Annotated in this window: 21 protein-coding genes and 1 riboswitch; of the genes, 3 read left to right on the forward strand and 18 right to left on the reverse strand. The window is 38.5% G+C overall.

What is annotated here, in order from left to right; translation table 11 throughout:
• Positions 1 to 614: 614 nt before the first annotated feature.
• Positions 615 to 2,135, reverse strand: coding sequence for a M20/M25/M40 family metallo-hydrolase (locus Q360_RS0112150; protein ID WP_027077353.1), 1,521 nt, complete (start codon positions 2,133 to 2,135; stop codon positions 615 to 617).
• A gap of 148 nt (positions 2,136 to 2,283) precedes the next feature.
• On the opposite strand from Q360_RS0112150, the gene Q360_RS0112155 reads away from it, so the two are divergent.
• Positions 2,284 to 3,243 carry a lipid A deacylase LpxR family protein gene (locus Q360_RS0112155; protein ID WP_027077354.1) on the forward strand — a complete coding sequence of 320 codons (960 nt, stop codon included), beginning with the start codon at positions 2,284 to 2,286 and terminating at the stop codon, positions 3,241 to 3,243.
• Here the strand turns inward: Q360_RS0112155 and Q360_RS0112160 are convergent.
• From Q360_RS0112160 to Q360_RS0112235, 16 genes are all read right to left on the reverse strand, one after another.
• Positions 3,240 to 4,364, reverse strand: coding sequence for a serine hydrolase domain-containing protein (locus Q360_RS0112160; RefSeq protein WP_036195824.1), 1,125 nt, complete (start codon positions 4,362 to 4,364; stop codon positions 3,240 to 3,242). The two genes, Q360_RS0112155 and Q360_RS0112160, sit on opposite strands and share 4 nt — an antisense overlap.
• 18 nt (positions 4,365 to 4,382) lie before the next feature.
• The gene (locus tag Q360_RS0112165) at positions 4,383 to 5,183 is read right to left on the reverse strand and encodes a head GIN domain-containing protein (RefSeq protein ID WP_084273427.1); all 801 of its coding nucleotides are present in this window, start codon (positions 5,181 to 5,183) and stop codon (positions 4,383 to 4,385) included.
• Between the two features lie 28 nt (positions 5,184 to 5,211).
• On the reverse strand, positions 5,212 to 6,312 hold the full coding sequence (locus Q360_RS0112170; protein WP_027077357.1) for an acyloxyacyl hydrolase: 1,101 nt from the start codon (positions 6,310 to 6,312) through the stop codon (positions 5,212 to 5,214).
• A 530-nt stretch (positions 6,313 to 6,842) separates the two neighbouring features.
• Positions 6,843 to 7,796, reverse strand: coding sequence for a methylenetetrahydrofolate reductase [NAD(P)H] (gene metF / locus Q360_RS0112175; protein ID WP_027077358.1), 954 nt, complete (start codon positions 7,794 to 7,796; stop codon positions 6,843 to 6,845).
• Between the two features lie 211 nt (positions 7,797 to 8,007).
• Complete coding sequence (metH, locus tag Q360_RS0112180; protein ID WP_027077359.1) at positions 8,008 to 10,737, reverse strand: methionine synthase; 2,730 nt, start codon at positions 10,735 to 10,737, stop codon at positions 8,008 to 8,010.
• Positions 10,734 to 11,735, reverse strand: coding sequence for a homocysteine S-methyltransferase family protein (locus Q360_RS0112185; protein WP_027077360.1), 1,002 nt, complete (start codon positions 11,733 to 11,735; stop codon positions 10,734 to 10,736). The genes metH and Q360_RS0112185 overlap by 4 nt, the downstream gene beginning before the upstream one ends.
• Before the next feature lie 84 nt (positions 11,736 to 11,819).
• A riboswitch (SAM riboswitch) is annotated at positions 11,820 to 11,939 on the reverse strand.
• A gap of 154 nt (positions 11,940 to 12,093) precedes the next feature.
• Entirely contained in the window at positions 12,094 to 13,155 is a 1,062-nt protein-coding gene (locus Q360_RS0112190) for an NAD(P)/FAD-dependent oxidoreductase (protein ID WP_027077361.1), read from the reverse strand.
• Between the two features lie 39 nt (positions 13,156 to 13,194).
• A complete protein-coding gene (locus tag Q360_RS0112195) occupies positions 13,195 to 13,773 on the reverse strand; it encodes a precorrin-2 dehydrogenase/sirohydrochlorin ferrochelatase family protein (protein WP_027077362.1) in 579 nt (192 codons plus the stop codon).
• 36 nt (positions 13,774 to 13,809) lie between these two features.
• Positions 13,810 to 14,580 (reverse strand): uroporphyrinogen-III C-methyltransferase, encoded by a 771-nt coding sequence (gene cobA / locus Q360_RS0112200; RefSeq protein ID WP_027077363.1) that lies wholly within the window; start codon positions 14,578 to 14,580, stop codon positions 13,810 to 13,812.
• Complete coding sequence (locus tag Q360_RS0112205) at positions 14,573 to 16,663, reverse strand: HEPN domain-containing protein (RefSeq protein ID WP_027077364.1); 2,091 nt, start codon at positions 16,661 to 16,663, stop codon at positions 14,573 to 14,575. The genes cobA and Q360_RS0112205 overlap by 8 nt, the downstream gene beginning before the upstream one ends.
• A gap of 147 nt (positions 16,664 to 16,810) precedes the next feature.
• The gene (locus Q360_RS0112210; RefSeq protein WP_027077365.1) at positions 16,811 to 18,058 is read right to left on the reverse strand and encodes a sulfate adenylyltransferase subunit 1; all 1,248 of its coding nucleotides are present in this window, start codon (positions 18,056 to 18,058) and stop codon (positions 16,811 to 16,813) included.
• 66 nt (positions 18,059 to 18,124) lie between these two features.
• Positions 18,125 to 19,078 carry a sulfate adenylyltransferase subunit CysD gene (gene cysD / locus Q360_RS0112215; RefSeq protein WP_051554688.1) on the reverse strand — a complete coding sequence of 318 codons (954 nt, stop codon included), beginning with the start codon at positions 19,076 to 19,078 and terminating at the stop codon, positions 18,125 to 18,127.
• A gap of 22 nt (positions 19,079 to 19,100) precedes the next feature.
• Positions 19,101 to 19,724, reverse strand: a complete 624-nt coding sequence (locus Q360_RS0112220; RefSeq protein WP_027077367.1) for a phosphoadenosine phosphosulfate reductase domain-containing protein — start codon at positions 19,722 to 19,724, stop codon at positions 19,101 to 19,103.
• 8 nt (positions 19,725 to 19,732) lie between these two features.
• Positions 19,733 to 19,864: a DUF2061 domain-containing protein gene (locus tag Q360_RS27190; protein ID WP_316931519.1), complete on the reverse strand. Its 132-nt coding sequence runs from the start codon at positions 19,862 to 19,864 to the stop codon at positions 19,733 to 19,735.
• Between the two features lie 336 nt (positions 19,865 to 20,200).
• Positions 20,201 to 20,611, reverse strand: a complete 411-nt coding sequence (locus Q360_RS0112230) for an RrF2 family transcriptional regulator (RefSeq protein ID WP_027077369.1) — start codon at positions 20,609 to 20,611, stop codon at positions 20,201 to 20,203.
• A 54-nt stretch (positions 20,612 to 20,665) separates the two neighbouring features.
• A complete protein-coding gene (locus Q360_RS0112235; RefSeq protein WP_027077370.1) occupies positions 20,666 to 21,244 on the reverse strand; it encodes a TetR/AcrR family transcriptional regulator in 579 nt (192 codons plus the stop codon).
• Positions 21,245 to 21,318: 74 nt separating this feature from the next.
• Between Q360_RS0112235 and Q360_RS0112240 the strand changes: the two genes are divergently transcribed.
• The gene (locus tag Q360_RS0112240) at positions 21,319 to 22,320 is read left to right on the forward strand and encodes an aromatic ring-hydroxylating oxygenase subunit alpha (protein ID WP_027077371.1); all 1,002 of its coding nucleotides are present in this window, start codon (positions 21,319 to 21,321) and stop codon (positions 22,318 to 22,320) included.
• Between the two features lie 786 nt (positions 22,321 to 23,106).
• Positions 23,107 to 23,325, forward strand: coding sequence for a hypothetical protein (locus tag Q360_RS0112245; protein WP_027077372.1), 219 nt, complete (start codon positions 23,107 to 23,109; stop codon positions 23,323 to 23,325).
• A 173-nt stretch (positions 23,326 to 23,498) separates the two neighbouring features.
• On the opposite strand, the gene Q360_RS0112250 is transcribed toward Q360_RS0112245, so the two are convergent.
• Entirely contained in the window at positions 23,499 to 25,595 is a 2,097-nt protein-coding gene (locus Q360_RS0112250) for an alpha-L-fucosidase (protein WP_051554689.1), read from the reverse strand.
• Positions 25,596 to 25,627: the final 32 nt, after the last annotated feature.

Here is a 25,627-nt window from a genome sequence, read left to right on the forward strand (position 1 = left end):
CTAAAACACCTTCAGGTTATTCCAAAATTAAAAGTTTTAAACAAAAAAAAAGCCCCGTTGGTAACGGGACTTCTATTGTTCATATGTTTAAAATATACTACAACAGTCCCGTTCCTCTTTTAAAAAAGAAGTAGAAGTAGAAACTGTTCCAAAAATATTGCTTTGTCATTTTTTTCTTAACTGTTGCTAATGTACTAATTATATTTAATACCTATAATTTATACTAATTTTTTTTTGAATTTCGAGTTTTAGAATAATTTTATGAAGAATATGATTTAAAAATGACGTGTTTAATGTGAATTAGTTAAAAATATAAAGCGAGTCCTAACTTCGCCAATAAAGCACCTCCAGCTAACGCTTCTTTTCGTTTAGACTTTTCCTAGTGTTTGTTTATATCCACGTTCTTCTCCGTTAAAATATTAAGCTATCTGTTTATCATCTTTATACTATCCCGTTTTCCAAAATCCCAGAGAGGAAGTTATCTCTTGTGTAATTACAATAAAAAAGAATAATAGAACGACAGAAAAAAGCATGGTGTTGTAATTGATACGCTTTTACAGATTGTAGTTACTTCACTGCAGCTAAGTTAATTCTTGAATTGATAAAACATATAGTCACAACTTCTCCTTCAAAATTGCAATCATTGTCTTTACCCCATCCCTATAATTTCCTATTCTTAAATTTTCATTAGGACTGTGCTGATTATTGTCCCTATTGACCGTGGGTACCGTAACGGCCGGAATACCCAAAGTGGACACAAAAGGGGATATAGGAATAGAACCACCACTCATACGTATCCGTATAGGATCTTCCCCAAACCCATTTTTTAAGGCACTCGTAAGCCACTTACCAACTTCGGAATCGAAATCTGTTCGAAAGGATTGATACGAAATTTCTGAAGTGAAAGTCGCAATCTTATCATGGGTTAGTCGCTCTTCTTCCGTCGGTTCCAAAGCTGTTACGTAATAGCCTTGGTCTACTATGTGGCCTTTAATTAACTGAATTAATCGTTCCGGATTTGATTCTAAGACCAACCGAACATCAAGCTCGGCTCTAGCCCAACCTGGTATAATCGTGCGTACTTTTTCGTTTATCCAACCCGACTGCATTCCCCGAATATTCAAAGACGGATACTGAATGGCTTCTTGATAAGAATCACCCACCTTATCAGGCGTTACAATTTGAAGTCGCTTTTTAATTTCTTCCTCATTATCAGGGACATTTCTTAAAATTTGTGCTGTTTCAGTGTCGATGTTTATACCATCATAAAACCCTGATATTGTTACACGGCTATCATCATCTTTCATGGAGGCCAAAAGTTTGGAGAGGCGTAAAGCAGGGTTAGGCGCATAATTTCCAAAATGACCGCTATGTTGGGAAACAACAGGACCATAGGTCGTCAAAGTGACGGTGGCGATACCTCTCGCCCCAAAAGTCAAGGTTGGTTTATTACTTATATGACGTGGACCATCAAAAATAATCAACATATCCGCGCTTAACAATTGAGCGTTTTGTGTAACTGCATCTGGCAGTCTTGGTGAGCCTAATTCCTCTTCAAAATCCATTACGACCTTGATATTATAATTAGGGACTATATTTTTTGAGGCTGCGGCGTCCAGGGCTGCCAAAAACATAACCACAGGACCTTTCGCATCACTTGCTGACCTGGCAAAAATACGCCATTCATCATTCATACTGCTGGCTGAATCCCAAATTGCTTCCTCCCATTCATTATTTTTATTTTTCCTTTTTACAACCGGTTTATAGGGACTCTCCTGAAACCACTGGGTGCTATCTACAGGCTGACCGTCTAATTGAAGGTAAATCAAAACCGTCTTCTTAGCTTTAGGATGTTTTCTTTCAGCTAACAATAGTGGCGCATGGGTTGTGTTAATGCGTTGTGTAGAAAAGCCCCGACTACCGAACTCTTTTTCGCACCACAATACGTTTTGCTCAATATCCTCTGGGTAAAAAGCATCATTGGGAATACTCAAAAGCTCCTTTAACAAAGGCAAACTAGCATCGGCATAGGTCTTCGCTAACGCATCAAAATCCCCGTCTCTCTGGGCCGGACAGTAAAAAGAAATCAAAGAAAGAAGGAAAAGAATAAATAAAGTACGGATTGGTTTTCTCATGAAAAAAGATTTAAAACTAAAAATAACACATATGTGGACATAATCTTTGACATGGAACTATTTAGTTTAAACCTTAACATTATTACCTATTTATTAAAGAAAGGGTAGTGGATGAAACTATCACGTTTAAAGTGTCGTAGATAAACAAATGAAGACAACCTACATTCTATTATTTCTACTCTTTCTTGGCTATCACGTTTATAGTCAAAAAATTAATAATTTGGTTTCCTTTAGGGATATTGAAAGCGCGTCTTATCTCAGATTTAATTATGAGAACGATTTTTTCTCAGCTACCGACAAAAATTACACCCAAGGCTACAACTTAGAATTAGCACATCCAAGCTTAAAAAAAAATCCTATAAATCGTCTTTTTTTAAAAACTAAAAATTACAATACTCGATATGGTATTTCCATAGAACATATAGGATTTACACCTAGTGATTTTGTGAGTCCAGCTATTCAATTTGGTGACCGTCCTTTCGCATCGGCCATTATGCTAAAAAGTTTTACCGTTGCAACTGATACTTCCAAATCAAACAGAATATCACAATCCTTAAGTCTTGGACTCATTGGGCCAGGTTCTTTTGGGAAAGAGATGCAAGTAAAAATCCATGAGGCAACAGGCAATAAAATTCCTGGTGGGTGGGACAATCAGATTAAAAATGATATTGTATTCAACTACCGCATCGATTTTGAAAAACTACTTTATCGGTATAATTCTATTTTCGCTATAAATAGCCAAGCTACCGCGCAAGTTGGCACCTTGTTCACAAATATTTCGGCAGGCGTAAATGTTTCATTAGGGCTGTTAAAATCGTCTTTTTCACTCAAAAAAAATAAGCGTAAATTTCAGTTATACTTGTATTCGCAACCAGTTGTATCCCTTATAGGGTATGATGCAACATTGCAAGGCGGCTTTTTCAAAAAGGATAGTCCTTATACCATAGAAGCATCAAAAGTAGAGCGTTTTACCGCCGAATTTAACTATGGACTTATTCTTAAGACAAGCATACTATATTTTGAATATGCTAAAACTACAATTACACGGGAGTTTGAATCTGGAAATAGTGCGAATTGGGGCGGGATAAAAGTGGGGTTTACTTTTTAGGAAATTTCGAAATTATCGATCAGTAAATTAATTACTTCGTCCAACTCTTCTTGCACCTTAGAATCTGTACTATTAATTAAAATTGAAAATACCATTCGCTCCTCCGGATACACAAAAAGATTGGAATAGGCCCCAACGCTGCTCCCAACATGCCCAAAATAGGGTCTACCCTTTTTATCTTCACTTACTTGCCAACCCAATCCATAGTAGGTTGGCTTACCATTAATAGAAACAGAAGTTAAAAACTCGGAAACAATGTTCTTATTTAAAATTATCCTATCCAAGTAGGCCTGACCAAATTTGGCAATATCGTCCGATGTGCTCAAAAAACCACCACCAGCCAATTTATAAAAATTATTTACCGGAATCGCTTCACGAAAACCTAATCTAGTTTTGGTATACCATGTCGCGTATTCCAATGTACTTTCCACACTAGGTGAAATAGCACCAACTAATGGCCCATCTCTTGGAAACTGTTGTGGCGCTATGGTTTGTTGCAATCCCAAAGGTATCAACACCTGTTCGGTTACATAATCCTGGAATGGTATACCGGTGGCCTCCTGTATGGCCAAGGAAATCAATACCCAGTCAAAACTATTGTATTCATATCCATTCCCCGGTTCAAAAAGTAAGGCATCTTCCTTGAACATATCAATACTTTCTTTGATGGAATATGGTTCATTTAATGCGAATTCCTTCCCCCTATAGCTTCGGATTCCAGCAGTATGGCTAGCCAATTGCCGAATCGTAAAATCCCATTTCTTTTTAGGGAAGTAAGGGACATAGTAATGGAATGATGTATCCAAAGTAATATCCCCTTTAGCAACCGCATAGGCTAAGGCTGTGGCAGCAATAGGTTTAGAGACACTAGCGGTACGGAAGATGGTTTTTTGGGGATTAACCCTACGTTTTTCCTCCAAATCAGCATATCCATATCCTTTTTGTAGTATAGGGCTTCCGTCTTTTAGCACCGTTGTAGAAAGTCCTGGTACACGCTTTTCATTCACCAAGCCTTGCAATAAACTATCTGCCTTTACTAAAGCATTCAAGTTGTTGTCATTCCCTAAAATCCTTTTAGAAGTAACTATATTTTTTAGATATTTTAGGATAGGGTTCGCCATCAAGAATACATCAGAAAATTAATTAAACAAAAGGCGGCCATTAAATATTTCCTCGACCTCAACGGTTGGTGGGCGATTGAAAGAAATCACATCCCCAGTGCCTCGAATAACACCCCGTACCGATTCTTGTGGATTTATTAAAATATCGTTGGTTCCCCTATGGTTCAGCACCACATTCTGGGCCATTAAATTTTTAGCTTCAATTCTAGAATCGCCTGCTGCAATGGTCACATTAAAATCCGTAGTGGTTCCCGACAACTTAAAATAAGCAATACCGTTTCCTACTATAGATACGGTATCGGTAGCCAAAGTTAGGTCAAATGAACCATCGGTAGTTTCTGTCTCCGGATTAATAAAACTTTCAGATATCAAACTGAGATTTGGATAAGTCAATACACCATCACTACTAATCAACAAGCCCGTACTACTGCGAATGGTGGTTATATTTGGCGAAGTAACATAAACCGTGGTAAGCCCGTAGTCCCTAAAAAGATTACAGCCGTTCTCATTTCTTACTATCAATTTATCTCCATCTATAGTTGCAGTTACTTCGTTCATTAAAAATTCTCCAGTCTCAATTTCTACTTTTTGAACAGGCCCCTCTTTTAGAACAAGAGCTACTTTCTCAAAAACGGTAATCTTATCAAAACTAGGTAACGCAACTTCCTGTCTCACCAGTTCACCCTCATTCTGAAGACAATCTGGAGCATTTTCAGAATTACAGGAAAATAAGAAGCAGCTAATGAGAAGCCCTACAGTATACCACTGCATCCCAAAACTAAATAATTTTCTCTGTATTATTACTCCAAGGTCTAACATCTAAATTCTTATATCTAAACTCTATTTTTTAAAATCTAATTCCTATTCCAAACTCAACCCCTTCGGCCGCAGCTCCATGCGATTTAAGGGTTACAGCACCAAAAACCGTATCGCCAAAATAGCGTTTCATTCCTACACGATTATACACTCTACCTTCAAAATCAAAAGGATAATACACATAATAGCCTAACTGCGTTACAATACTCGTTCTATTAATGAACAATTCATGACCCACAAAAAGACCTACCCTTCTGTAATCATCATCAATATTTACATCCATTTCAGGAAAAGAGGTGCCTTGAAAACGTATCAATTCCTTTAAAAAATTTGAGAAAAACACGTCAGCCCCTAGCTGAATGGCACTTTTTCTACCCAAGCGTTTGTCCGCATATCCTGATAAAACAACAAAGCCATACTGTCCTGAACCTATAATGTCACTCTCATTAATACCACTCCGCAAGGCTAAATTGTAACGTACCGGCTCGGTGACTTTTTCTTTAGGCCCCGCAGGAATATAAGCCACCTCAGTTCCGCCGTCCAGGTCATAGACCAATCCAGCATTGAACGCAAAGGTATTGGTAGAGGTATTTGGTGCGCGAACATTAGCATTAGAGTAATGTATCACCGACACACCTGCTTTAAACCCCAAACCTTTAAAGATGTTCTCTTTATGATAGTTAAGCATTAAATAGGTAGAACTCATAAAATCCGAGCCATAGGCATTGTTCCTAAAATTGGTGTTCTTGTCGTATGGATTGGTATTATAGGCAAGTCCTTGCCCTATTCTAAACTGTATGTTTCGCTTAAAAAAATAAAAATTATAGTGGGCGTACACCCCAAAATTATTCCCTAATGTCTCATTATTCATGTTTTGATAGATGAACGATGCGCCATAATCAGGATACTTGTACAGGGCTTCCCATTCGCGTGAACCATAGGTTTTTCTGTTATAGCTTAGAATAAAACCAGCAGGATGATTGGAAACCAAATGCGATATATCCGGATTATGCAGCAACACGGAACCATAAAACTGACTTACATCTATGGTATATTTTTTTATTTCCTCGCCATGTTGAGCTACACAAATAGATAAGGATAATAAAGCACAAAAAAGAAAAATCTGCCTCATGGGGCGCAAAGGTAAGGAGTTCTGTAATGCAAGTGGGAAATGGGAAGTACGAAGTTGGACCTACAAGGCGGGAAATTTTAAATGGGAAAAATATTCGCTGTATGCACGATGTTTCAAAGACAAATATAAGCTCAAACTCAAATACAAGTTATGGGATAACCGCATGCTATGCGCGCGAAGCTCAAAATACGATATGTAGGCCTATACTTCTGCTTAAAAAGCAAACTAACCTATGTTAAAAAATCATAATCAAATACCGTTATACGTTTTATAAAATTAGATGCTACCCATATAAAATAACAAAATTTGGTTCCCTCTACTAAACACCAACTAATAAAACCTAAGACAATAAAACTATAAAAATGGCCTCCTTATTCAACAGATTACTACCTTTTGTCAACTATCGTTTACCCATTCAACCTTCCATTAGCTCCTAGTAAAAACTCGTATATTTTATCACTATTTCATTATTCACTTTTACTTTGATAACAATTAGCGTCAACCGTCTACAAACTGCCAACGAAGACCTTCTAAAAAATAGCCTTCGCAATTGATTTAATATTATCCGATTTTCCCATCGAGTAGTAATGTAAAACTGGGACGCCAGCTTCTTTGAGTTCCATGGATTGTTGAATAGCCCATTCAATCCCTACTTGTCTAACTTCCTTATTGTTTTTACAATCATCCACCGCCTCAATCAAATCTTGTGGTAAATCTATTCGAAACACCTGTGGCAATAATTGCAAATGTCGTTTTACGGCAATCGGTTTAATCCCAGGAACAATAGGTACATTTATTCCCATGGCTTTGGCAGCTTCTACAAACTCAAAATACTTTTGATTATCAAAAAACATTTGGGTAACCACATAATTGGCACCGGCTTCCACCTTTTCTTTTAAACGTTTTAAATCTGATGTTAAAGAAGGAGCTTCCAAATGCTTTTCGGGATACCCGGCAACACCAATGCAAAAATCCGCACAGTCATCCGTTTCAATAACCTCGTGTAGGTACTTTCCATAGTTCAAATCCTGAATCTGTTTTACCAAACCTGTAGCGTAAGGGTGTCCCCCTTTTGTTGCCTCAAAATACTTTTCCTCTCGCATAGCATCGCCACGGAGCGCCATTACATTATCTATACCCAAGTAATGACAATCTACCAATAAGTACTCCGTTTCCTCCTTGGTAAATCCACCACAAAGCACATGTGGCACAGTATCTACATCATACTTATGCTTGATGGATGCGCATATCCCTACAGTACCCGGACGCATGCGCGTGAGTTTCTTATCCAAAAGTCCGTCCCTGTCAATGTAGATGAATTCCTCACGAGAAGTCGTCACATCAATAAAGGGTGGCTTAAACTCCATTAACGGGTCAATATTGCCATATAACTCTTGAATATTACGTCCTTTTACCGGTGGAATAATTTCGAACGAAAATAATGTTTTCCCTTTCGCTTCTTTAATGTGGTCTGTTACTTTCATTTATGCTGAACTTGTTTCAAGATCCTATTTACTACCGACCTCTTTTTGATAGCGGCAACTCTTTCTCGGGCCCTTTTAATTAATACTTGATTACTCACTTTGATTGGGCGTTTCCGCCTAATGGCGTTAGGGATTGAATAGGTTAGTACGGGTTAATTTCTATTCACCTTTTCCACACTTCCAGCACTATTGCTTTTAAAACAAAGAATCCTTATTCCTCTGCAATATTAGGTGCTAGCCATTTTTTCGCTTTCTCCAATTCTATTTCCTTTCTATTAGCAAAATCTTCTACTTGATCACCCTTAATCTTACCCAGACCAAAATATTTGGCCTCAGGGTTTCCAAAATAATATCCACTAACAGATGCCGCTGGCCACATCGCCAAACTTTCCGTAAGGGTTACGCCAATATTTTCTTCTACTTCTAATATTTCCCAAATGGTTAATTTCTCCAAATGGTCCGGACAAGCAGGATAACCGGGTGCGGGGCGAATACCTTTATACTTTTCGTTAATTAATTCTTCGTTAGCTAATTCTTCGTTGCAAGCATAACCCCAATGTTTGGTTCGCACTTCTTTGTGTAAATACTCCGCGAAAGCTTCTGCCAAACGGTCAGCCAAGGCTTTAATCATTATAGAATTATAATCATCCAAATCCTTCTCGTATTGCGCTGCTGCTTCTGCAGTTCCGAAACCGGTGGATACACAAAAACATCCCATGTAATCTTGTTTACCGCTTTCCTTAGGGGCAATAAAATCTGCCAAGGCGTAGTCGGGAACACCTTCACGCCTTTGTAATTGTTGACGGAGGGTTCGGAAGGTGTAGGTTTTAAATTCACCTTTTTTAGCAGTACCTCTTTCTTCGGAATTCTCGGATATGCTGAGTGTAATATCATCAGAATCAATTGTATTCGCAGGGAACAGTCCAAAAACAGCTTTCGCATTCAATTTTTTCTCAGTTATTATTTCCATTAACATTTTCTGGGCATCCGCAAACAAATCTGTTGCCTGTTCCCCAACCACATTATCCGTTAAAATATCGGGATATTTACCATGGAGTTCCCAGCTTCGAAAAAAGGGTGTCCAGTCTATAAATGGGACCAATTTTTCTAAATCCATATCTTCTATGACTTGGATTCCAAGCTTATTTGGTTTTGCTATTTCTGAAGTATCCCAATCTACTTTAAACTTGTTTTCCCTAGCTTTATCAATGGATTTATATACTCTCTTGACAGAACGTTTCAAAAATTTATCTCGAAAAATATCATAATCCTCCTTTATGGCTTTTTTATATCCATCGGAAGTCTCTTTTTTGAGTAAGTCACCAACGACGGTAACCGCTCGAGAAGCATCATTGACATGCACTACAGCCTGACTATATTGTGGGTCTATTTTCACAGCAGTATGCGCTTTACTTGTGGTTGCTCCACCTATTAACAATGGTACCTTGAAATTTTTACGTTCCATCTCCTTTGCTAAATGCACCATTTCGTCCAAGGAAGGTGTAATCAAACCACTTAACCCAATGATATCAACGTTATGTTTTATAGCGGCATCTATGATTTTTTCTGGTGGTACCATAACGCCTAAGTCCACTATCTCATAGTTATTACAAGCTAAGACCACACTCACAATATTTTTTCCTATATCGTGCACATCACCCTTTACAGTAGCCATCAAAATTTTTCCGGCACCGTCGGCATCTCCTTCTTGAGGATTACGTAATTTCTCTTCTTCGATATAAGGCAACAGATATGCAACCGCCTTTTTCATCACGCGAGCAGATTTCACCACTTGCGGTAAAAACATTTTTCCACTTCCAAAAAGATCTCCCACTACATTCATTCCTGTCATCAAATTCACTTCAATAACCTCAATGGGCTTCTTTGCGGCTTGTCTTGCTTCCTCTACATCTTCAACAATATACTGGTCTATTCCTTTAACTAAGGCCCTTGTAATCCTGCTTTGAAGCGGTTCTTCCCTCCAGGATAGGTCTTTCTTATTTTCTTTAGTTTTACCAATAACAGATTCTGCAAAATCCAGTAGTCTTTCAGTAGCATCATCACGGCGATTGAGCATTACATCTTCTACATGATCTAACAAATCTTTGGGTATATCATCATAAATCTCCAACATAGTCGGATTCACGATACCCATATTCATACCAGCTTTAATAGCATGATACAAAAAGACAGAATGCATTGCCTCGCGTACGGGGTTATTGCCTCGAAACGAAAAGGAAACATTACTCACGCCACCACTTACACTACAATAGGGAAGATTATTCCGCACCCATTTGGTGGCACGTATAAAATCGAGCGCATTTAACTTGTGTTCATCCATACCTGTAGCAACAGGAAAAATATTAAGGTCAAAAATAATATCCTCTGGAGCAAAGCCTACTTTTTGTACCAGCACGTCATAGGAACGCTTGGCTATTTCTGTTCGTCTGTCGTAATTATCTGCCTGTCCTACTTCGTCAAAAGCCATCACAATAACCGCTGCACCGTAGCGCTTAACTAATTTTGCATGATGTATAAACTCGGTTTCCCCTTCTTTTAAACTAATGGAGTTGACCACGCATTTACCTTGTACTACCTGTAAACCAGCTTCTATTATTTCCCATTTAGAGCTATCAATCATGATAGGAACTCGCGAAATATCTGGCTCTGCAATGACAAGGTTTAAAAATTTGACCATGGCCTCTTTACCATCAATAAGACCGTCATCCATATTAATATCGATGATTTGTGCCCCTCCTTCTACTTGATCTCTAGCGACAGTTAAAGCCTCCTCAAATTTTTCTTCCTTAATAAGCCTTAAAAACTTTTTAGAACCCGCCACATTGGTACGTTCCCCAACATTAACAAAATTTGTTTCTGGGGTTACCACAAGTGGTTCAAGACCACTTAACTTTAAGTATTTTGGTTTTGATGCTATCATGATACCTTTTCAGCCTTAAAATTTCTAGGCTCATATTTCTCAACTAACTTGGTAATTGCAGCAATATGTTCCGGCGTAGTTCCACAACATCCACCAACAATATTCACCAAACCTTTTTCAACATATTCCTTTATTTGTTCCGCCATCTGTTCCGGTGTTTCATCATACGCTCCAAATGCATTGGGCAGACCAGCATTAGGGTGTGCAGAAACTCCAAAAGAGGTTCTGCTCGCTAATACTTCTAAATGTGGTACAAGTTGACTGGCACCCAAGGCGCAGTTAAATCCTACGGTTAAAATAGGAATGTGGGAAATGGATATAAGGAAAGCTTCAGCTGTTTGTCCGGAAAGGGTTCTTCCAGAGGCATCTGTAATGGTGCCACTTACCATAATGGGAACATCAATATTCCGCTCCTCCTTTATTTCTTCAATGGCAAATAAGGCAGCCTTGGCATTTAAGGTGTCAAAAATAGTTTCAACTAAAAGCAAATCGGCACCACCATCCAACAAAGCTTCTACTTGTTGTTTGTAAGCAATACGAAGCTCATCAAAAGAGATTGCCCTAAAGCCAGGATCATTTACGTCTGGGGACATGCTCGCTGTTTTGTTGGTAGGGCCTATGCTACCTGCTACAAAGCGTGGTTTATGAGGTTCTTTTAACGTGAATTCCTGGGCTACCTCCTTGGCGATACGGGCTGATTCAAAGTTAAGCTCATACACCAGTTTTTCCATGTGATAATCTGCCATAGCAATGGAAGTGCCTGAAAAAGTATTGGTCTCGACAATATCGGCTCCAGCAGCAAAATACTTCCGATGGACTTCTGCAATGGCTTCTGGTTGGGTTACTGATAATAAATCATTATTCCCTTGTAAGGGATGTTCCCAATCCTTAAAACGTTCCCCTCTAAAATCTTCCTCGGTAAACTTATGGCGCTGCAGCATCGTGCCCATAGCACCGTCTAGCACTAATATTCTTGTTTGTAGCAAATCCTTTATCATATACCAATTTTTACGCCTTTGGCGTATTCATAAAATCGTATGTATCAAGTAAGGAAAAGGTAGGACGAAGTATCCTCTTTTAGCTGGTTATCTATTCCCGTTTTAGCAGGGGTAGAATGTAGCACCTTCTTTATCTAAATTAATTTAGCAAAAGGGTTGCTAAGGCTTCAATGGGTCTAATCCCTCTGCCTTTCTTGATAACAATTTCAGTTTATTAATGAACTCATAACAAAGAAACACCACAGTTGCCTCTTAACCAAATTAAAACAGCTATTTCTTACCGTAGTTTTAGCTCAAAAACCCTCTGTTATGCTTTAAGATTAGCGGGTTAATAGCTAACACAAATAGAGGCAATGTTTTAAGAAATACTTTGAATCACCTCTTTCTTTCCTTCTTTTTTAGTACCATCGAAACCTTCTACACCTCCAACAGTTGTATATTTCATGATATATCGTTTTCCGGGATTGATGAGCTGATATGCATATTGACACATTACCGCAGCTTCGTGAAAACCAGAAAGAATCAACTTTAGTTTCCCTTCATAGGTGTTCACATCTCCAATGGCAAAAACGCCAGGAATATTCGTTTGATAATCTTTTGCATTATTTACTTTAATCGCATTTTTATGTATCTCTAAGCCCCAGTTACCAATCGGACCTAGTTTTGGTGAAAGTCCGAATAATGGAATAAAATTATCTACTTCCAGATACGTTTCGCCCTTTTTGTCATCATTGTGTTTAATAACAACTGCTTCTAAGTGGGTGTCACCATATAATTTTTTGACTTGGGCTTCTGCAAATAATTTAATTTTACCCAACTTGGCCAATTCTGATGCTTTTTCTACCGAATCTAAAGCGCCACGAAATTCGTTTCGGCGATGTACTAAAGAAACTTCTGAGGCAACATCAGCTAAGAAGATAGCCCAATCCAATGCCGAATCTCCACCCCCAGCAATAACTACTTTTTTATTGCGGTACACCTCTGGGTCTTTCACTATATAAGCTACGCCCTTCTCTTCAAAATCAGCAATATTTTCTATTGGAGGTTTGCGTGGCTCAAAAGAACCCAAACCACCAGCTATAACCACTACCGGTGCATGATGTTCGGTTCCCTTGTTGGTAGTTACTATGTAGGAACCATCTTCTTGTTTCTCTAAAGTTTCTGCTCGCTCTCCAAATGTAAACCCCGGTTCAAATGGTTTTATTTGCTCCATTAGATTGTCCACCAGATCTCCAGCTAAAATCTCTGGAAATGCAGGGATATCATAAATGGGTTTTTTAGGATAGATTTCTGAGCATTGTCCTCCAGGTTGTGGTAAGGCATCTATTAAATGGCATTTTAATTTTAATAAGCCTGCTTCAAAGACGGTAAACAATCCTGTTGGTCCAGCTCCGATAATGAGTATATCCGTTTTTATCATAATGTTAAGCATATTGAGTATTCAAGTTTTTTACTGTTTTTATATTTTTTCAACCAGCTTTTGAGTTATTTCATTCATCTTATCCACTTTTACTTCAAAATCGCCCTTTATAGTTTTCCGATAATCATTAAGGTTTTGAACCATTTTACTAATATCTTCTGGGATGACTTCTTCAAAAAATTGACGCAAACGTTTTGCCGTAGTAGGCGATTTACCATTCGTAGAAATAGCTATTTTCACATTCCCTTTAGTTACGATGCCACCCATATAAAAATCGCAATACGGTGGGTTATCGGCAACATTAACTAACTTATCGAGTCTTCTGCAATCCTCATATACCTGTACATTGACTTCTGGCATATCTGTAGTAGCAATTACGATATGTTTTCCTTTTAAATAGGTTTCATTATAGACATCCGTTATCAACTCCACTTGATACGTAGCGGCCAGAGCTACCGTTGCTTCTCTAAACATGGGCGAAACCATAGTAACTGTCGCATCTGGACTGGACTTCGTTAAAAAGGTAAGTTTTTCCTCAGCTACATTACCTCCACCAATTATAAGTACATGGAGATTGGAGGTCTTTAAAAAAACAGGATACAGATTATTTCTTTCCATCAGTATGCTTTTACTTTTAAATACGTAAAAGAGAAATTAAATTTCTAAGGTCTCCAACTCATGAGACTGAACAATCAATTCATTAATTTTCTCTCTATGTCTTACCACTTCACCTATGATGATAATGGCGGGGTTCGTCAATTGTAGCTCCAGTACTTTAGCCTCTATTGTGCTTACAGTGCCTATTCCAATTTTCTCTCGTTTCGTTGTACCATCTTGAATAATAGCTACTGCAATTTCTGATTTTCCCTCTGCCATAAACAAAGCTATGACCTCTTTTAATTTTGACATTCCCATAAGAATAATGACCGTAGCACTCGACTTTGCCGCGAGGGCTATATCCTTAGACAATTCATGCTCTTTTGTAGTTCCTGTTATTACCCAAAAACTCTCGGACAAGCCTCTTTTGGTTACGGGTATATTTTGATTTGCAGGCACTGATAAGGAAGAAGAAATACCTGGTACAATTGCAACATCGATACCTTGTTGGGCAGCAAATTCCATTTCTTCAGCTCCTCTACCAAAAACAAAAGGGTCACCACCTTTCAGTCTAACAACATGACCATGAGATTTAGCCCTGCTCACTATTAAATCATTTATCTGTTCTTGCTGATAGGCATAGCATCCTTTTCGTTTACCCACAAAAATTTGTTCTGCATTTGGGGCATACTCTAAAAGATCAATATTTACCAAAGCATCATACAAAACAACAGCTGCCCCTTGCAAGGTTTTTATTGCTTTCAATGTTATTAGTTCTGCATCTCCTGGACCAGCGCCTACAACGGTTAATTTTCCTTTCCTAAGCATTTGTCAATTCTAATTTTCTAAATTTTTCAACTTGATTTAAAAATGATTTTGCATCCGCTAAATACCTTTTAGCAAAGCCTTCTGATGGTTCGTTTTTATTTAATTGAAGTACCAAAGCCTCAAAACCTCCTTCTATAGTAAACCTGCCTGTTGCCACGAACTTTTCGTCAAAATCAGCAATGATACTGTTGTGGGTATTTACTTTGGTTTTTTCTGCAGTAAGTAATGCTTTAGCAGAATTTACCATACTGGAATAGCCATGATAAATACTTGCCGCCCATTTCCCTTCTTCAAAAGTTTCTTCTGCCTTTTGAATTTTTTCCTCGCTTTCAAAAAGTAATGTGGCTATTAAATCAATAACAACACCTGCACATTCTCCTATTCCAATTGCTTTCTCATATCGATCTGAATTTCCCCAATCGATAAAATCTTGTTGCGTAAGATTTTCTATATTCGTTAAGGGTTTAAGAAAATCATAAAAATACATCTGACCTTTTTTTAGATAATAATCCGCATAGGACAAGTCAGTTCCATTAGTATCAAAATCGTCTAAAATAAGGCGCAATGCATCTGGGCCTCTTTTACTAGGCACTTTTACGACCTTATCTGCAAAACGTCCTTCGCCATTCCCTATATTTCCGCCACCTAATAATACTTGTAAGGCTGGGGCTACCAATTTACCTTTTGTTCTCACGGACATTCCTTGAAACCCTATATTGGCCATATTATGCTGGCCGCACGCATTCATACAACCACTTATTTTAATCACGATATCTGAATTACTACTATACTGTGGGTATTCCTCCTTTATAATTCGTTCTAACTCCACCGCAATTCCAGTGCTACTTGCAATGCCTAAATTACAGGTATCCGTGCCGGGGCAAGCTGTTATATCCAACGCTTTATTATAACCACTTTCTACAAAGCCTAACTTTTCTAATTCGGTATAGAAAAACGGAACATGTTCTTCCTTCACATACGGAATTAAAATATTTTGCCGAAGTGATAATCGGAATTCCCCAGCCGCATAATTCTGAACTAAGTCTGCCAATAAACGTGCCTTATCCGTATAAAAATCTCCAAGAAGCACCTTAATACCAATGGCAACAAAACCGTGCTGCTTTTGAGGAACAATATTGGTCGACTTCCATTTTTCAAAAGCGTTGCTATTCTCTATCCTTACGTTTGGAACGCTTACCTGAGCTAAAACTATCTTAGGAAAGGCAAGCGCGTCAATATGAAATGTGCTGATGGGAACGGCTTTTTGTTCTTCTTCTAATAGTTTTTTAAATCCGTCTAGTCCTACATCCTTCAATAAAAATTTTAGTCTAGCCTTGGCCCTACTTTTCCGTTCACCATATCTATCAAAAACACGGATAACGCCATCCATTAATGGAATAATCTTGTCCGCAGGTAAAAAATTAAAAAGTACGTCGGCATGTCTCGGTTGTGAACCTAATCCCCCGCCAAGCATTACTTTAAAACCTTTGGCCTCATCTTTTATTTTAGCTATAAAGCCTAAATCATGCATATAAGACAGACCTGTATCCGCATCACTAGAAGAGAAGGAAACCTTGAACTTTCGTCCCATTTCCTGGCTAATTGGGTTTCTTAAAAAATAGCTGAATAAAGCATCTGCATAAGGAGAAACATCAAATGGTTCATCTATATCTATACCCGCAGTTTCACTGGCGGTAACATTACGAACAGTATTACCACAAGCTTCTCTCAATGTTATCTCGTCCTTTTCTAATGCTGCCCATAAGGCAGGAGTACGATTTAAATCTACATAATGAATTTGAATATCCTGACGGGTAGTAATATGCAAACGTCCCGTTGAATACTCATCGGAAACATCACATATACGCTTTAACTGCTTTGACGAAACTTTCCCATAGGGCAGTTTTATACGTATCATCTGAACACCCTGCTGTCGCTGACCATACACCCCACGAGCTAAACGAAGACTTCTGAATTTTTCCTCATCAAGTTTTCCATCATGAAACTCATGAATCTTTCGTTCCAGTTCCAAGATATCTTTTTCAACAACCGAATTTTCTATTTCTGTTCTAAAGCTTTGCATATGGCTACTTGTAATGTGTAGTACGTTTTTAATTAATGAGTTATCTCATCAGATTTTATTTTATCTATTTGTCCTATAGATTAAATAGACATTTAAAACGTATTTCTTTTAATGTTTAAATCTGCCCGAGGATATCTTTAATCCACCTTAACTGATGAACCCAGCTCCTACCGTACTATTTGTTTGGGTATCAATTAAAATAAACGACCCATTGGTTCTATGATTTTTGAATTTATCGTAAAAAATAGGCTTGTTCAATCTAAAACTTACCTGGGCAATATCATTCATTCCTAACGACTCCGTTTCTGTGTCTATACCTGAGTAATCGGGTGCTATTTTGTGCTCCACAGTGGCTACCTTCGCTAACACTTTATTGACCCCGTGTTGTACGATATATTTATTACCTGCGGTGAGTTTTTGAGAATCCATCCATGACAGGGTTGCCGTAAATTGCTTGTCTATGGTTGGTAAATCATTAGTCTTAACCAACATATCTCCCCTACTTACATTAATTTCATCTTCTAAAGTAATCGTAACCGATGATCTTCTTGAAGCTGTTTTATACTGCTTATCGTGAAAATAAATGGCCTTGATTTTAGATGTAGTTTGGGAAGGCAAAGCCACTACAGCATCTCCCACACTTAATTCTCCACCGTACACCTTTCCTGCAAATCCTCTAAAATCGTGAAATTCATCAGTTTTAGGTCTTATAACGTACTGAACAGGAAACCTTGGTGTTCCCGTATTGGACACCGCTACTAAATCCAGCCCTTCCAAATGCTCCAATAGCGTATCTCCTTTGTACCAAGCAGTATTTTTAGATTTGTTCACTACGTTGTCCCCTTTAAGGGCACTTACGGGAATAAAAGTAATACGCTGGTCCTCATAATCGCGTTTACGCATCAATTCTTCAAAATCTGATTTTATCTCATTGTATCGCTCTTCAGAAAAATCCACGAGATCCATCTTATTGATGGCTACAACTACTTCCTTGACTCTAAGTAAATTATTGATGAAAAAGTGACGGTTCGTTTGCGCTATCACTCCTTTTCTAGCATCAATCAAAATAATAGCAGCTTGAGACGTAGAAGCCCCAGTTACCATATTACGTGTATATTCCACATGCCCTGGTGTATCTGCTATGATATAGCTTTTTTTCTGAGTTGAAAAATAGATATGGGCGACATCAATCGTAATTCCCTGTTCTCTTTCTGCTACTAAACCATCGGTAGCTAAAGAAAAATCAAGGTAATCATACCCCTTTTGCTTGCTTGTTTTTTCTATGGCCTCCAGCTTATCTGTTGTTAGGGAGTTAGTATCGTATAATAACCGACCGATTAAGGTACTTTTACCATCGTCTACACTTCCTGCTGTTGCTATTTTTAGTACTTCCATATTTTAATAATAAGTGAAAAGTAATTAGTAAGAGTTACGACTCGTATTGTATCTACCCTTTGTTTTCTAGAAATATCCTTGTTGTTTTCTTTTTTCCATGGCCGCATCTGAACGCTTATCATCTATACGTGCGCCTCTTTCAGAAATAGTTGAATTCCTAATTTCCTGTACAACAGCATCAATATCAAATGCTTCTGAATATTCAGCAGCTGTGCAGCTCATATCACCAACCGTTCTAAACCGCACCATTTTCTCCAATACTTCCTCATCTTCTTCCTGATAGACGTAATCTGAATGTGACCATATTAATCCGTCACGTAAGAATATCTTTCTTTTATGTGCAAAATAGATAGATGGAATTTCCATCGCCTCTTCCTTTATATAGGACCAAACATCTAATTCTGTCCAATTAGAAATAGGAAATACGCGCACGTTCTGTCCCAGTTCTATCTGTCCGTTCAGCATGTCAAACAACTCCGGACGCTGATTACGTTCATCCCACTGCCCAAAATCATCCCGAACAGAAAAAATACGTTCTTTAGCTCGTGCTTTTTCTTCATCTCTACGCGCACCACCAATACAGGCATCGAATTTAAACTCAGCTATCGCATCCAATAGTGTTGTGGTTTGCAAAGAATTTCTGCTAGCATATTTACCCGACTCCTCTTTTACCTTTCCTTGGTCTATAGAGTCCTGAACATTTCTAACGATTAATTCCAGCCCTAATTCGGCAACCAACTTATCGCGAAATACTATAGTCTCTGGAAAATTGTGTCCCGTATCAATATGCATCAAAGGAAATGGTATTTTTGCCGGCCAAAATGCCTTTTGAGCCAATCGCACTAGGGTAATCGAATCTTTACCTCCAGAAAACAATAACACTGGCTTTTCAAACTGTGCTGCAACTTCACGAAAAATATAAATAGCTTCATTCTCGAGCGTATTAATTTGCGAAGTGTCATTTAACAGCGCTACCTCAGTTACCTGAGACAACTCTAATTCTATACTGCTAATTTCCATATATACTATTTCTAAATTCTATTTAAGTATGTAAACCACATTCTCTATTCTCTAAGACCTTTGTTGGGTCAAAATAAGTATGTTCGTTTGGTAAATTTCGTTCTTTCAGATAGGCATCCAAATGCGTTTCGTTCCAATGATAAAAAGGACTTACTTTGAGCACCCCATCTATACTTAAACTCAGAATATTCAAACTGTCTCTGTGAGCAGTCTGCCCTTTTCTCAGGTTCGTAAACCAAACATCTGGTTGATGAGTAGTCATTGCCCTTCTAAAAGGCTCCAATTTTACTTGTTCTGTAAACAAGATATGCTTAGCATCATCAATTGGCGGTATTCCCATAACCGCATCCCTATGTGCTGTTGTTTGTTTAGGTACGTATAGGTCTATATTCAAGTCCAATCGTTCAATAAGCTCTTCCGCGTGTTTATAGGTATTAGGTGTATTATATCCTGTATCACACCAAACTACAGGTATATCGCTTTTCACTTGAGAGACTGCGTGTAAAATCGCAACTTCGTATGGTCGGAAGTTGGTTGTTACCAATGCCTTTAAGGAATACTCCACCGCCCAAGAAATTATTTCTTCTGGAGGTATTCCTTTAAATTGAACATTTAATCGATTGATTTCATCTTGTTTAAATCTCATAGCACCTTTTATTTACCCCAATTAATATTATTCCATATGCGCTCATGAAAAAAGTATAAAAACATTTTTGTTATGAAATCTATAGATGCTATTGAAGCTGCTAAAGCAACTTTTCCAGTTAATAGAAAGGAAATTAACAACGTGTCTAAGGTTCCAATCACCCGCCAGCTTATAGCTTTAGCAATACTCCGAATAGGCCGTTCAGATTTTTTATCAGCATCATACTTACTTTCTGAGGATTTCTTATCAAGAATAAACTGATTTACAATCATATGTTATACAATTATTAATACCCTACTTGTTTAGTAGGATAACAAAAGTAGAATTTATATTGACTTTACAGGCATATAATATTATTATTTTATAATTACCCCATAGATTTACTAGATTAATAATTAATCGCAGTGAATTTTGATAATTATGGATTCTAAAACTTTGGAAACTACTTGGTTCTAGAGTGTTTGAAAATTGACATTCTACTGTATGATATCGGCCAATGTAGTATTGCGATAGACTGATAAATTGGCATCTCGTACCATCAGCATCAATTTATGGACAGAGCAAGCTGCCTCGTCCGGACAGTCATCACATTTCTCATAAAAATTAAGACTTACGCAGGGCACCATAGAAATAGGACCTTCCAGCACCCGCATGACATCGGTCATTAAGATTTCCGTTGGAGTTTTAAGCAGATAGTACCCCCCACCCTTTCCCTTTTTGGAACCCAAAAAACCGGATTTCCTTAGGGAGAGTAAAATGCTTTCCAGAAATTTCTGGGAGATGTTCTCCTGCTCTGCTATTTCTGCTATTTGTATCGGCTTTTTATCATTCTGTACACCAAGATAAGCCAATGCCTTAAGACCGTATTTCGTTTTTTTGGAAAGCATGCGGCTAAGATAGGAAAAAGGGGTAGAATATTTTGTGAAACCAGAAACCCAGCTTCACTTCATTAGGATGCCGTGAAATATAAAATCAATCAATTGTTTCTCTAGAATCAAGGGATTACTTTGAGCTTTATTACTTAGAAATTTCTGATAAGACCATCGTAAGGTAGATAGAATCATTTTGGTGGCTAATTCTGAATCCATATCCCTTAACTGCCCCATTTCAATCCCTTGCTGTATTATAGTTTCCAATTGCCTTTCGTATTCTCTTCGGCGTTTCACAAATTCCTCTAATTTAGGTGTTTTTAGATTACGCCATTCGTTCACAAGCAGCGCTTGTTCGTAAGGTCTCTCAGATGTAATTTGGATGTATGAACCTATAACAAGCTCCAATTTTTTTCTGGCATCATATTCTGAATGCTCAATAGTATCCATAGCCAAAAGGAATTCCTGTTGTATTCCAAAAAGTGATTCCTCCAAGAACGACTCTTTTGACGCTATATAATTGTAAACATTGGCCACTTCAAATTGTAAATTTTGCGCTATAGCGCGCATGGTTGTAGCTTTAAATCCCTTCTCGTGAATGAGTACTAAGGTCAAATTAAAAAATCTATCTCTCTTGGTATTATTTGTCATAGGTTTAAATATAATCGTTGCTCAACAAATGTATATATTTACATGAACACTTGTTCATGTAAACTTTTAATCAGATGATAAAAAAGCACAAAATATTTCCTAAAAAACTCTTTGGATGTTGGCATCCAGTAGGCTACAGCTATGAAATTAAGTCATCTAAACCTTACGGTACTTTTCTGCTAGATGAGCCAGTGGTAGTCTGGAGAACCGCTGATGGCAACGTACACGCCATGCGGGATATTTGCATACACCGAGGAACGGCTCTTTCCCTTGGCTGGATAAAAGACGATTGTTTAGTTTGTCCGTACCACGCTTGGCAATTTGACAAAAAAGGGGATTGTGTGCTTATTCCGCAAGCCCCTGAAGCTGAAATTCCTAGCAAAGCCAAAACACCTACCTACCACTGTCAAGAAAAATTTGGTTTGGTTTGGGTTGCGTTAGAAAATCCCGTCTATGACCTACCGACTGTTCCCGAGTATGAAAACACCGCCTGGAAATTAGTAAAAACAGGACCTTTTGATTGGAAGAGCGATAGCTCTAGACAGGTAGAAAATTTTACGGATTTCGGTCATTTTCCCTGGGTGCATCCTGGTCTTTTGGGCGATCCCGAAAGACCCAAGGTACCTGAATGCAAAGTAACAGTAAAAGACTCCGTTTTACACTATTCTGTAGTGCGACCGGAAGCGGCCAATACCGATGATTTCCCCATTTTCGCGAATGACAAGGTAGTGAAGCCTGAGCGTCACAGCCGTTATGAACTTCACCTTCCCTACACTATAGTTCTGCGATTGGGTTGGGGCGGTGAGAAAGGAATGGTCTATTTTTTCGTTTCTCAGCCTATATCACATAATAAATGTCGCGGCTATTGTATCATTGGCCGTAATTATAATTTAGAAGAACCAGACTCCGTTTTACAGGATTTTGAAAAGATTATTTTTAATCAGGATAAGCGCGTTGTAGAATCGCAACGTCCCGAGCAGGTTCCTTTTGACTTTACTGAGGAGCTTCACCTAAAGTTTGATGCGGTAGCCATGAATTACCGTAGGGCTATGAAAAAACAGCTGTTGGATTATTAAAATACCAACGGAAGCGTAATTATTTACAAAGCTACGTACGAAAGGATATCTTGTCTTATTCATAGGTACTTAAAATAGTAAACGTTTTATGAAAAACTAAAATCAGTTTGCATGTATAATATTGTAAAAGAACTAGATAGCTATTATATTTAACTAGGCTCAGAATAAAAAATAGTATTTTAAGAAAACAATAGGGTCCAAAACTTAATTGAAGTTAAAGCCAAGGTGTAGTTAAAACCGCTTCTAATAAATTTTATATCTTCCAAATGGGTATAGACCAATCCATAATCTAGTTTATGAAAAATCACTCTCCTTGTTAATATTTATAGTGCTTCAATTTAGTGTTCAAACTTAAAGTAATGGCCGAAGGTGGAATAGCTTCAAACTTCGACCCTATTCATTCAGTTCAGTCCACTCCTGCATAACTTGAGACCGCTGTGCAAGCAGCTGCAGATTGGGGTATCTATATAGCCGTACATATTTATGAATCCAAAGGTGCCATACGTGTCCTACATACAGGTGTAAAATGCTTGGAACATGGTCATCGTATTAACTAGCAAACCATAACGCTTATAAAAGAAAAAGATACGTGGCTAGTTCCACAGTCCTTTTAGCCAAATTCCAAGCCAGTTTTTGGGTACCCGGTAAGGATACGATTGCAGAAGCCCTTAACAAAAAGTAAAACCCGTTTTAGAGGGTACGGACAATGTTTTTAAACTAGCTAAAAAACACGGTATCAATGTGGGCTTTGGTTCCAATGCATAGGGGCACTGGGATACGAGTCCTATGCCTTATTGGAATTTACTTCACGTACCACATAGTACAGCCCTTTTGGAAATCTTAAAACAGGCTACATCAAGCAATGCTCAATTACTCTCCCTATTAGAAAAAATAAATCCCTACACAGAAGGTAAACTTGGAGTCATAGTCGAAGGGACCTACGCAGATCTACTGCTTTACGAAGGCAATCCGTTGGAAAATATAGAGGTAATAGCCCAGCCATAAAAAACACTGAAACTAATTATATAAAATTGGGGTTATCTGTAAAAACCTTATCGCTGAGTAGTAGGCTATTTAGAATGGCTGTGTCAAAATTAGATTTAATTATGATTGATTAAAACTAGTTGTTTTGACGGTTTAAAATGGAAAATAACCCATGAACTTGTAAAGCTAGAGTACTACTCCGTCAACACCCCGATTTCCGCAAAAGAAGCCCTTGGGTCTTCACCGTCAGTTTTTATAGCCTTTAACTTCATGTAGCGCGCCTTTTTTAGCGTAAACCGTACTTCTTGTTTCAATCTACTATTAACTACATTGGAAAATTCTCCGGCTGCTGCCAAATTCCATTTCTGTCCGTCCCTGCTTAGATAAACCGCATACTCGGTCATAATACCGAAAGGATAACGCTCTTGACTGGGTACATAGGTAAATCCGTTTACCGAATACGAGGCTCCCAAATCGATTACAATTTCCTGTGGACTTACCGTCATATTGTCCGTTGCCCATACCGTTTCAGGGTTTTCGTCCATTATATTTTGAATATTTTCAGGTGTTCCAGAAGACACCGAAACCACTTTCCAAACTGCCTTAGGAATATCTATATGCTTACTTACAGATGCTGTAACCATACCCGTTTCAGTATCAAAGGCGATTACTTTTAACATCCTTGGTGTTGCTACCATAAAAGGTCGTTCATATTTTTGGGATTCCTTGGTAGGTTCGCTGCCATCCAGCGTATAATAAACCGAAACCGTAGCTTCTGGAACCAAAAGACTTACCATCCCTTCCCTGTTTCTTTGTATAGTCGGTGGTACTAACAAATTAGGCGCACGATACAATGCTAGATTGGAAATAAGAGGCGATGCTTTGGCATCGGCAATATCCAAACGAAAGGCTGTTGCTTTAACCGTATTAAAACGAAGTATCCGTTTGTATCCGATAGTGGTTTGGGTGTCGATTTGAATCCACTCCTCCCCTATTTTTGCAGCTATGGAAAACTCTTTGACCCTTTGCCCAAGGGGAATATGTTCCTGCAATACCATCCGATTGATTTCCGTAGGTTCGTAAAAATCTATGGTTAGCGAACCACTAGTAACACCATCATCTGTAGTCCAATAGCTTGTGTTGTTCCCATCCGTTGCATTTTTAGCAGCATAGGTATCATTATTTCCCCGAACATTGGTCGCCGAAGTCTTGACTCCAATAGCGAGTTCTTGGGCAAAATCAGCATCTATTTGTTCTTTCAACAGCATCAATTGGCGGGCATCGGTTTCATGTACTAAACCTCTGGAATCAACAGGCAGGTTCAATAAGAAATTACCGTTTCTACCTACAGATTCGTAATACGTATCGACCAAACGTGTCAAGGATTTCACCTGATGATCTTCGCCCGGATGATAGTACCAACCAGGCCTTATGGATGTGTTTACCTCAGCCGGTAGCCAATGAGTTCCATCTTCATGTCCGGAGCGTAACTCTACATACCTAGGCCATCCAGGGTAGATTTCGTCACGTCTCATGCTACTCCAATTGGTCTCATTGGCGAATCCTTCTTCCGTCCCTACCCAGCGAATATCTGGTCCGCCATCACTAAAAATAACGGCATTGGGCTGCAGTTGACGAACAATTTCCGTGACAGTATCCCATTCGTAATAGCTTTTACTATCAATTTTTCTAGTTTCGTTGGCACCGCCATAGTAGCCGGAACCGCCATTGGCACCATCAAACCAAACTTCAAACACCTCCCCGTAATTGGTCAACAGTTCCCGTAGTTGTTCATGAAAATCGGCAACATATTCCGGTGTTCCGTAATTAGCCGCATTCCGATCCCAAGGTGAAAGATACACCCCGAATTTTAAGCCGAGCTCCTTACAGGCTTCAGACAACTCTTTAAGCACATCACCATTCCCATTTTTCCATGGAGAATTTTTGACCGAGTGCGATGTCGTTTTCGTTGGCCACAAACAAAATCCGTCATGATGTTTGGCGGTAATGATGACGCCCTTCATACCTGCATTTTTGATGACTTTTGCCCACTGGCGCACATCCATTTCGGAAGGGTTAAACTGCTCCGGGCGTTCCCCACCCGTACCCCATTCCATGTTGGTAAAGGTGTTCATGTTATAGTGAATAAAGGCGTAATACCCCAATTCTTGCCATGCCAATTGACGTTCTGAAGGTACTGGCCCCACAGCTTCTGGTATAGCTACTTGAGAACAAGATATACTGAGAAATGGTAAGACCAAAACTAATAAGAATTTGAAATAAGATTTCATATAGATATGTGAGCGTTTAATTTTAAAATACG

The organism is Maribacter antarcticus DSM 21422, assembly GCF_000621125.1.
GTDB classification, from domain to species: Bacteria; Bacteroidota; Bacteroidia; order Flavobacteriales; family Flavobacteriaceae; genus Maribacter; species Maribacter antarcticus.

Excerpts from the sequence above, each read along its gene's own strand:
- Q360_RS0112150 (WP_027077353.1), bottom strand. The coding sequence starts at position 2,135 with ATGAGAAAACCAATCCGTACTTTATTTATTCTTTTCCTTCTTTCTTTG.
- Q360_RS0112155 (WP_027077354.1), top strand. The coding sequence starts at position 2,284 with ATGAAGACAACCTACATTCTATTATTTCTACTCTTTCTTGGCTATCAC.
- Q360_RS0112160 (WP_036195824.1), bottom strand. The coding sequence starts at position 4,364 with ATGGCGAACCCTATCCTAAAATATCTAAAAAATATAGTTACTTCTAAA.
- Q360_RS0112165 (WP_084273427.1), bottom strand. The coding sequence starts at position 5,183 with ATGTTAGACCTTGGAGTAATAATACAGAGAAAATTATTTAGTTTTGGG.
- Q360_RS0112170 (WP_027077357.1), bottom strand. The coding sequence starts at position 6,312 with ATGAGGCAGATTTTTCTTTTTTGTGCTTTATTATCCTTATCTATTTGT.
- metF (WP_027077358.1), bottom strand. The coding sequence starts at position 7,796 with ATGAAAGTAACAGACCACATTAAAGAAGCGAAAGGGAAAACATTATTT.
- metH (WP_027077359.1), bottom strand. The coding sequence starts at position 10,737 with ATGATAGCATCAAAACCAAAATACTTAAAGTTAAGTGGTCTTGAACCA.
- Q360_RS0112185 (WP_027077360.1), bottom strand. The coding sequence starts at position 11,735 with ATGATAAAGGATTTGCTACAAACAAGAATATTAGTGCTAGACGGTGCT.
- Q360_RS0112190 (WP_027077361.1), bottom strand. The coding sequence starts at position 13,155 with ATGATAAAAACGGATATACTCATTATCGGAGCTGGACCAACAGGATTG.
- Q360_RS0112195 (WP_027077362.1), bottom strand. The coding sequence starts at position 13,773 with ATGGAAAGAAATAATCTGTATCCTGTTTTTTTAAAGACCTCCAATCTC.
- cobA (WP_027077363.1), bottom strand. The coding sequence starts at position 14,580 with ATGCTTAGGAAAGGAAAATTAACCGTTGTAGGCGCTGGTCCAGGAGAT.
- Q360_RS0112205 (WP_027077364.1), bottom strand. The coding sequence starts at position 16,663 with ATGCAAAGCTTTAGAACAGAAATAGAAAATTCGGTTGTTGAAAAAGAT.
- Q360_RS0112210 (WP_027077365.1), bottom strand. The coding sequence starts at position 18,058 with ATGGAAGTACTAAAAATAGCAACAGCAGGAAGTGTAGACGATGGTAAA.
- cysD (WP_051554688.1), bottom strand. The coding sequence starts at position 19,078 with ATGGAAATTAGCAGTATAGAATTAGAGTTGTCTCAGGTAACTGAGGTA.
- Q360_RS0112220 (WP_027077367.1), bottom strand. The coding sequence starts at position 19,724 with ATGAGATTTAAACAAGATGAAATCAATCGATTAAATGTTCAATTTAAA.
- Q360_RS0112230 (WP_027077369.1), bottom strand. The coding sequence starts at position 20,611 with ATGCTTTCCAAAAAAACGAAATACGGTCTTAAGGCATTGGCTTATCTT.
- Q360_RS0112235 (WP_027077370.1), bottom strand. The coding sequence starts at position 21,244 with ATGACAAATAATACCAAGAGAGATAGATTTTTTAATTTGACCTTAGTA.
- Q360_RS0112240 (WP_027077371.1), top strand. The coding sequence starts at position 21,319 with ATGATAAAAAAGCACAAAATATTTCCTAAAAAACTCTTTGGATGTTGG.
- Q360_RS0112245 (WP_027077372.1), top strand. The coding sequence starts at position 23,107 with ATGCCTTATTGGAATTTACTTCACGTACCACATAGTACAGCCCTTTTG.
- Q360_RS0112250 (WP_051554689.1), bottom strand. The coding sequence starts at position 25,595 with ATGAAATCTTATTTCAAATTCTTATTAGTTTTGGTCTTACCATTTCTC.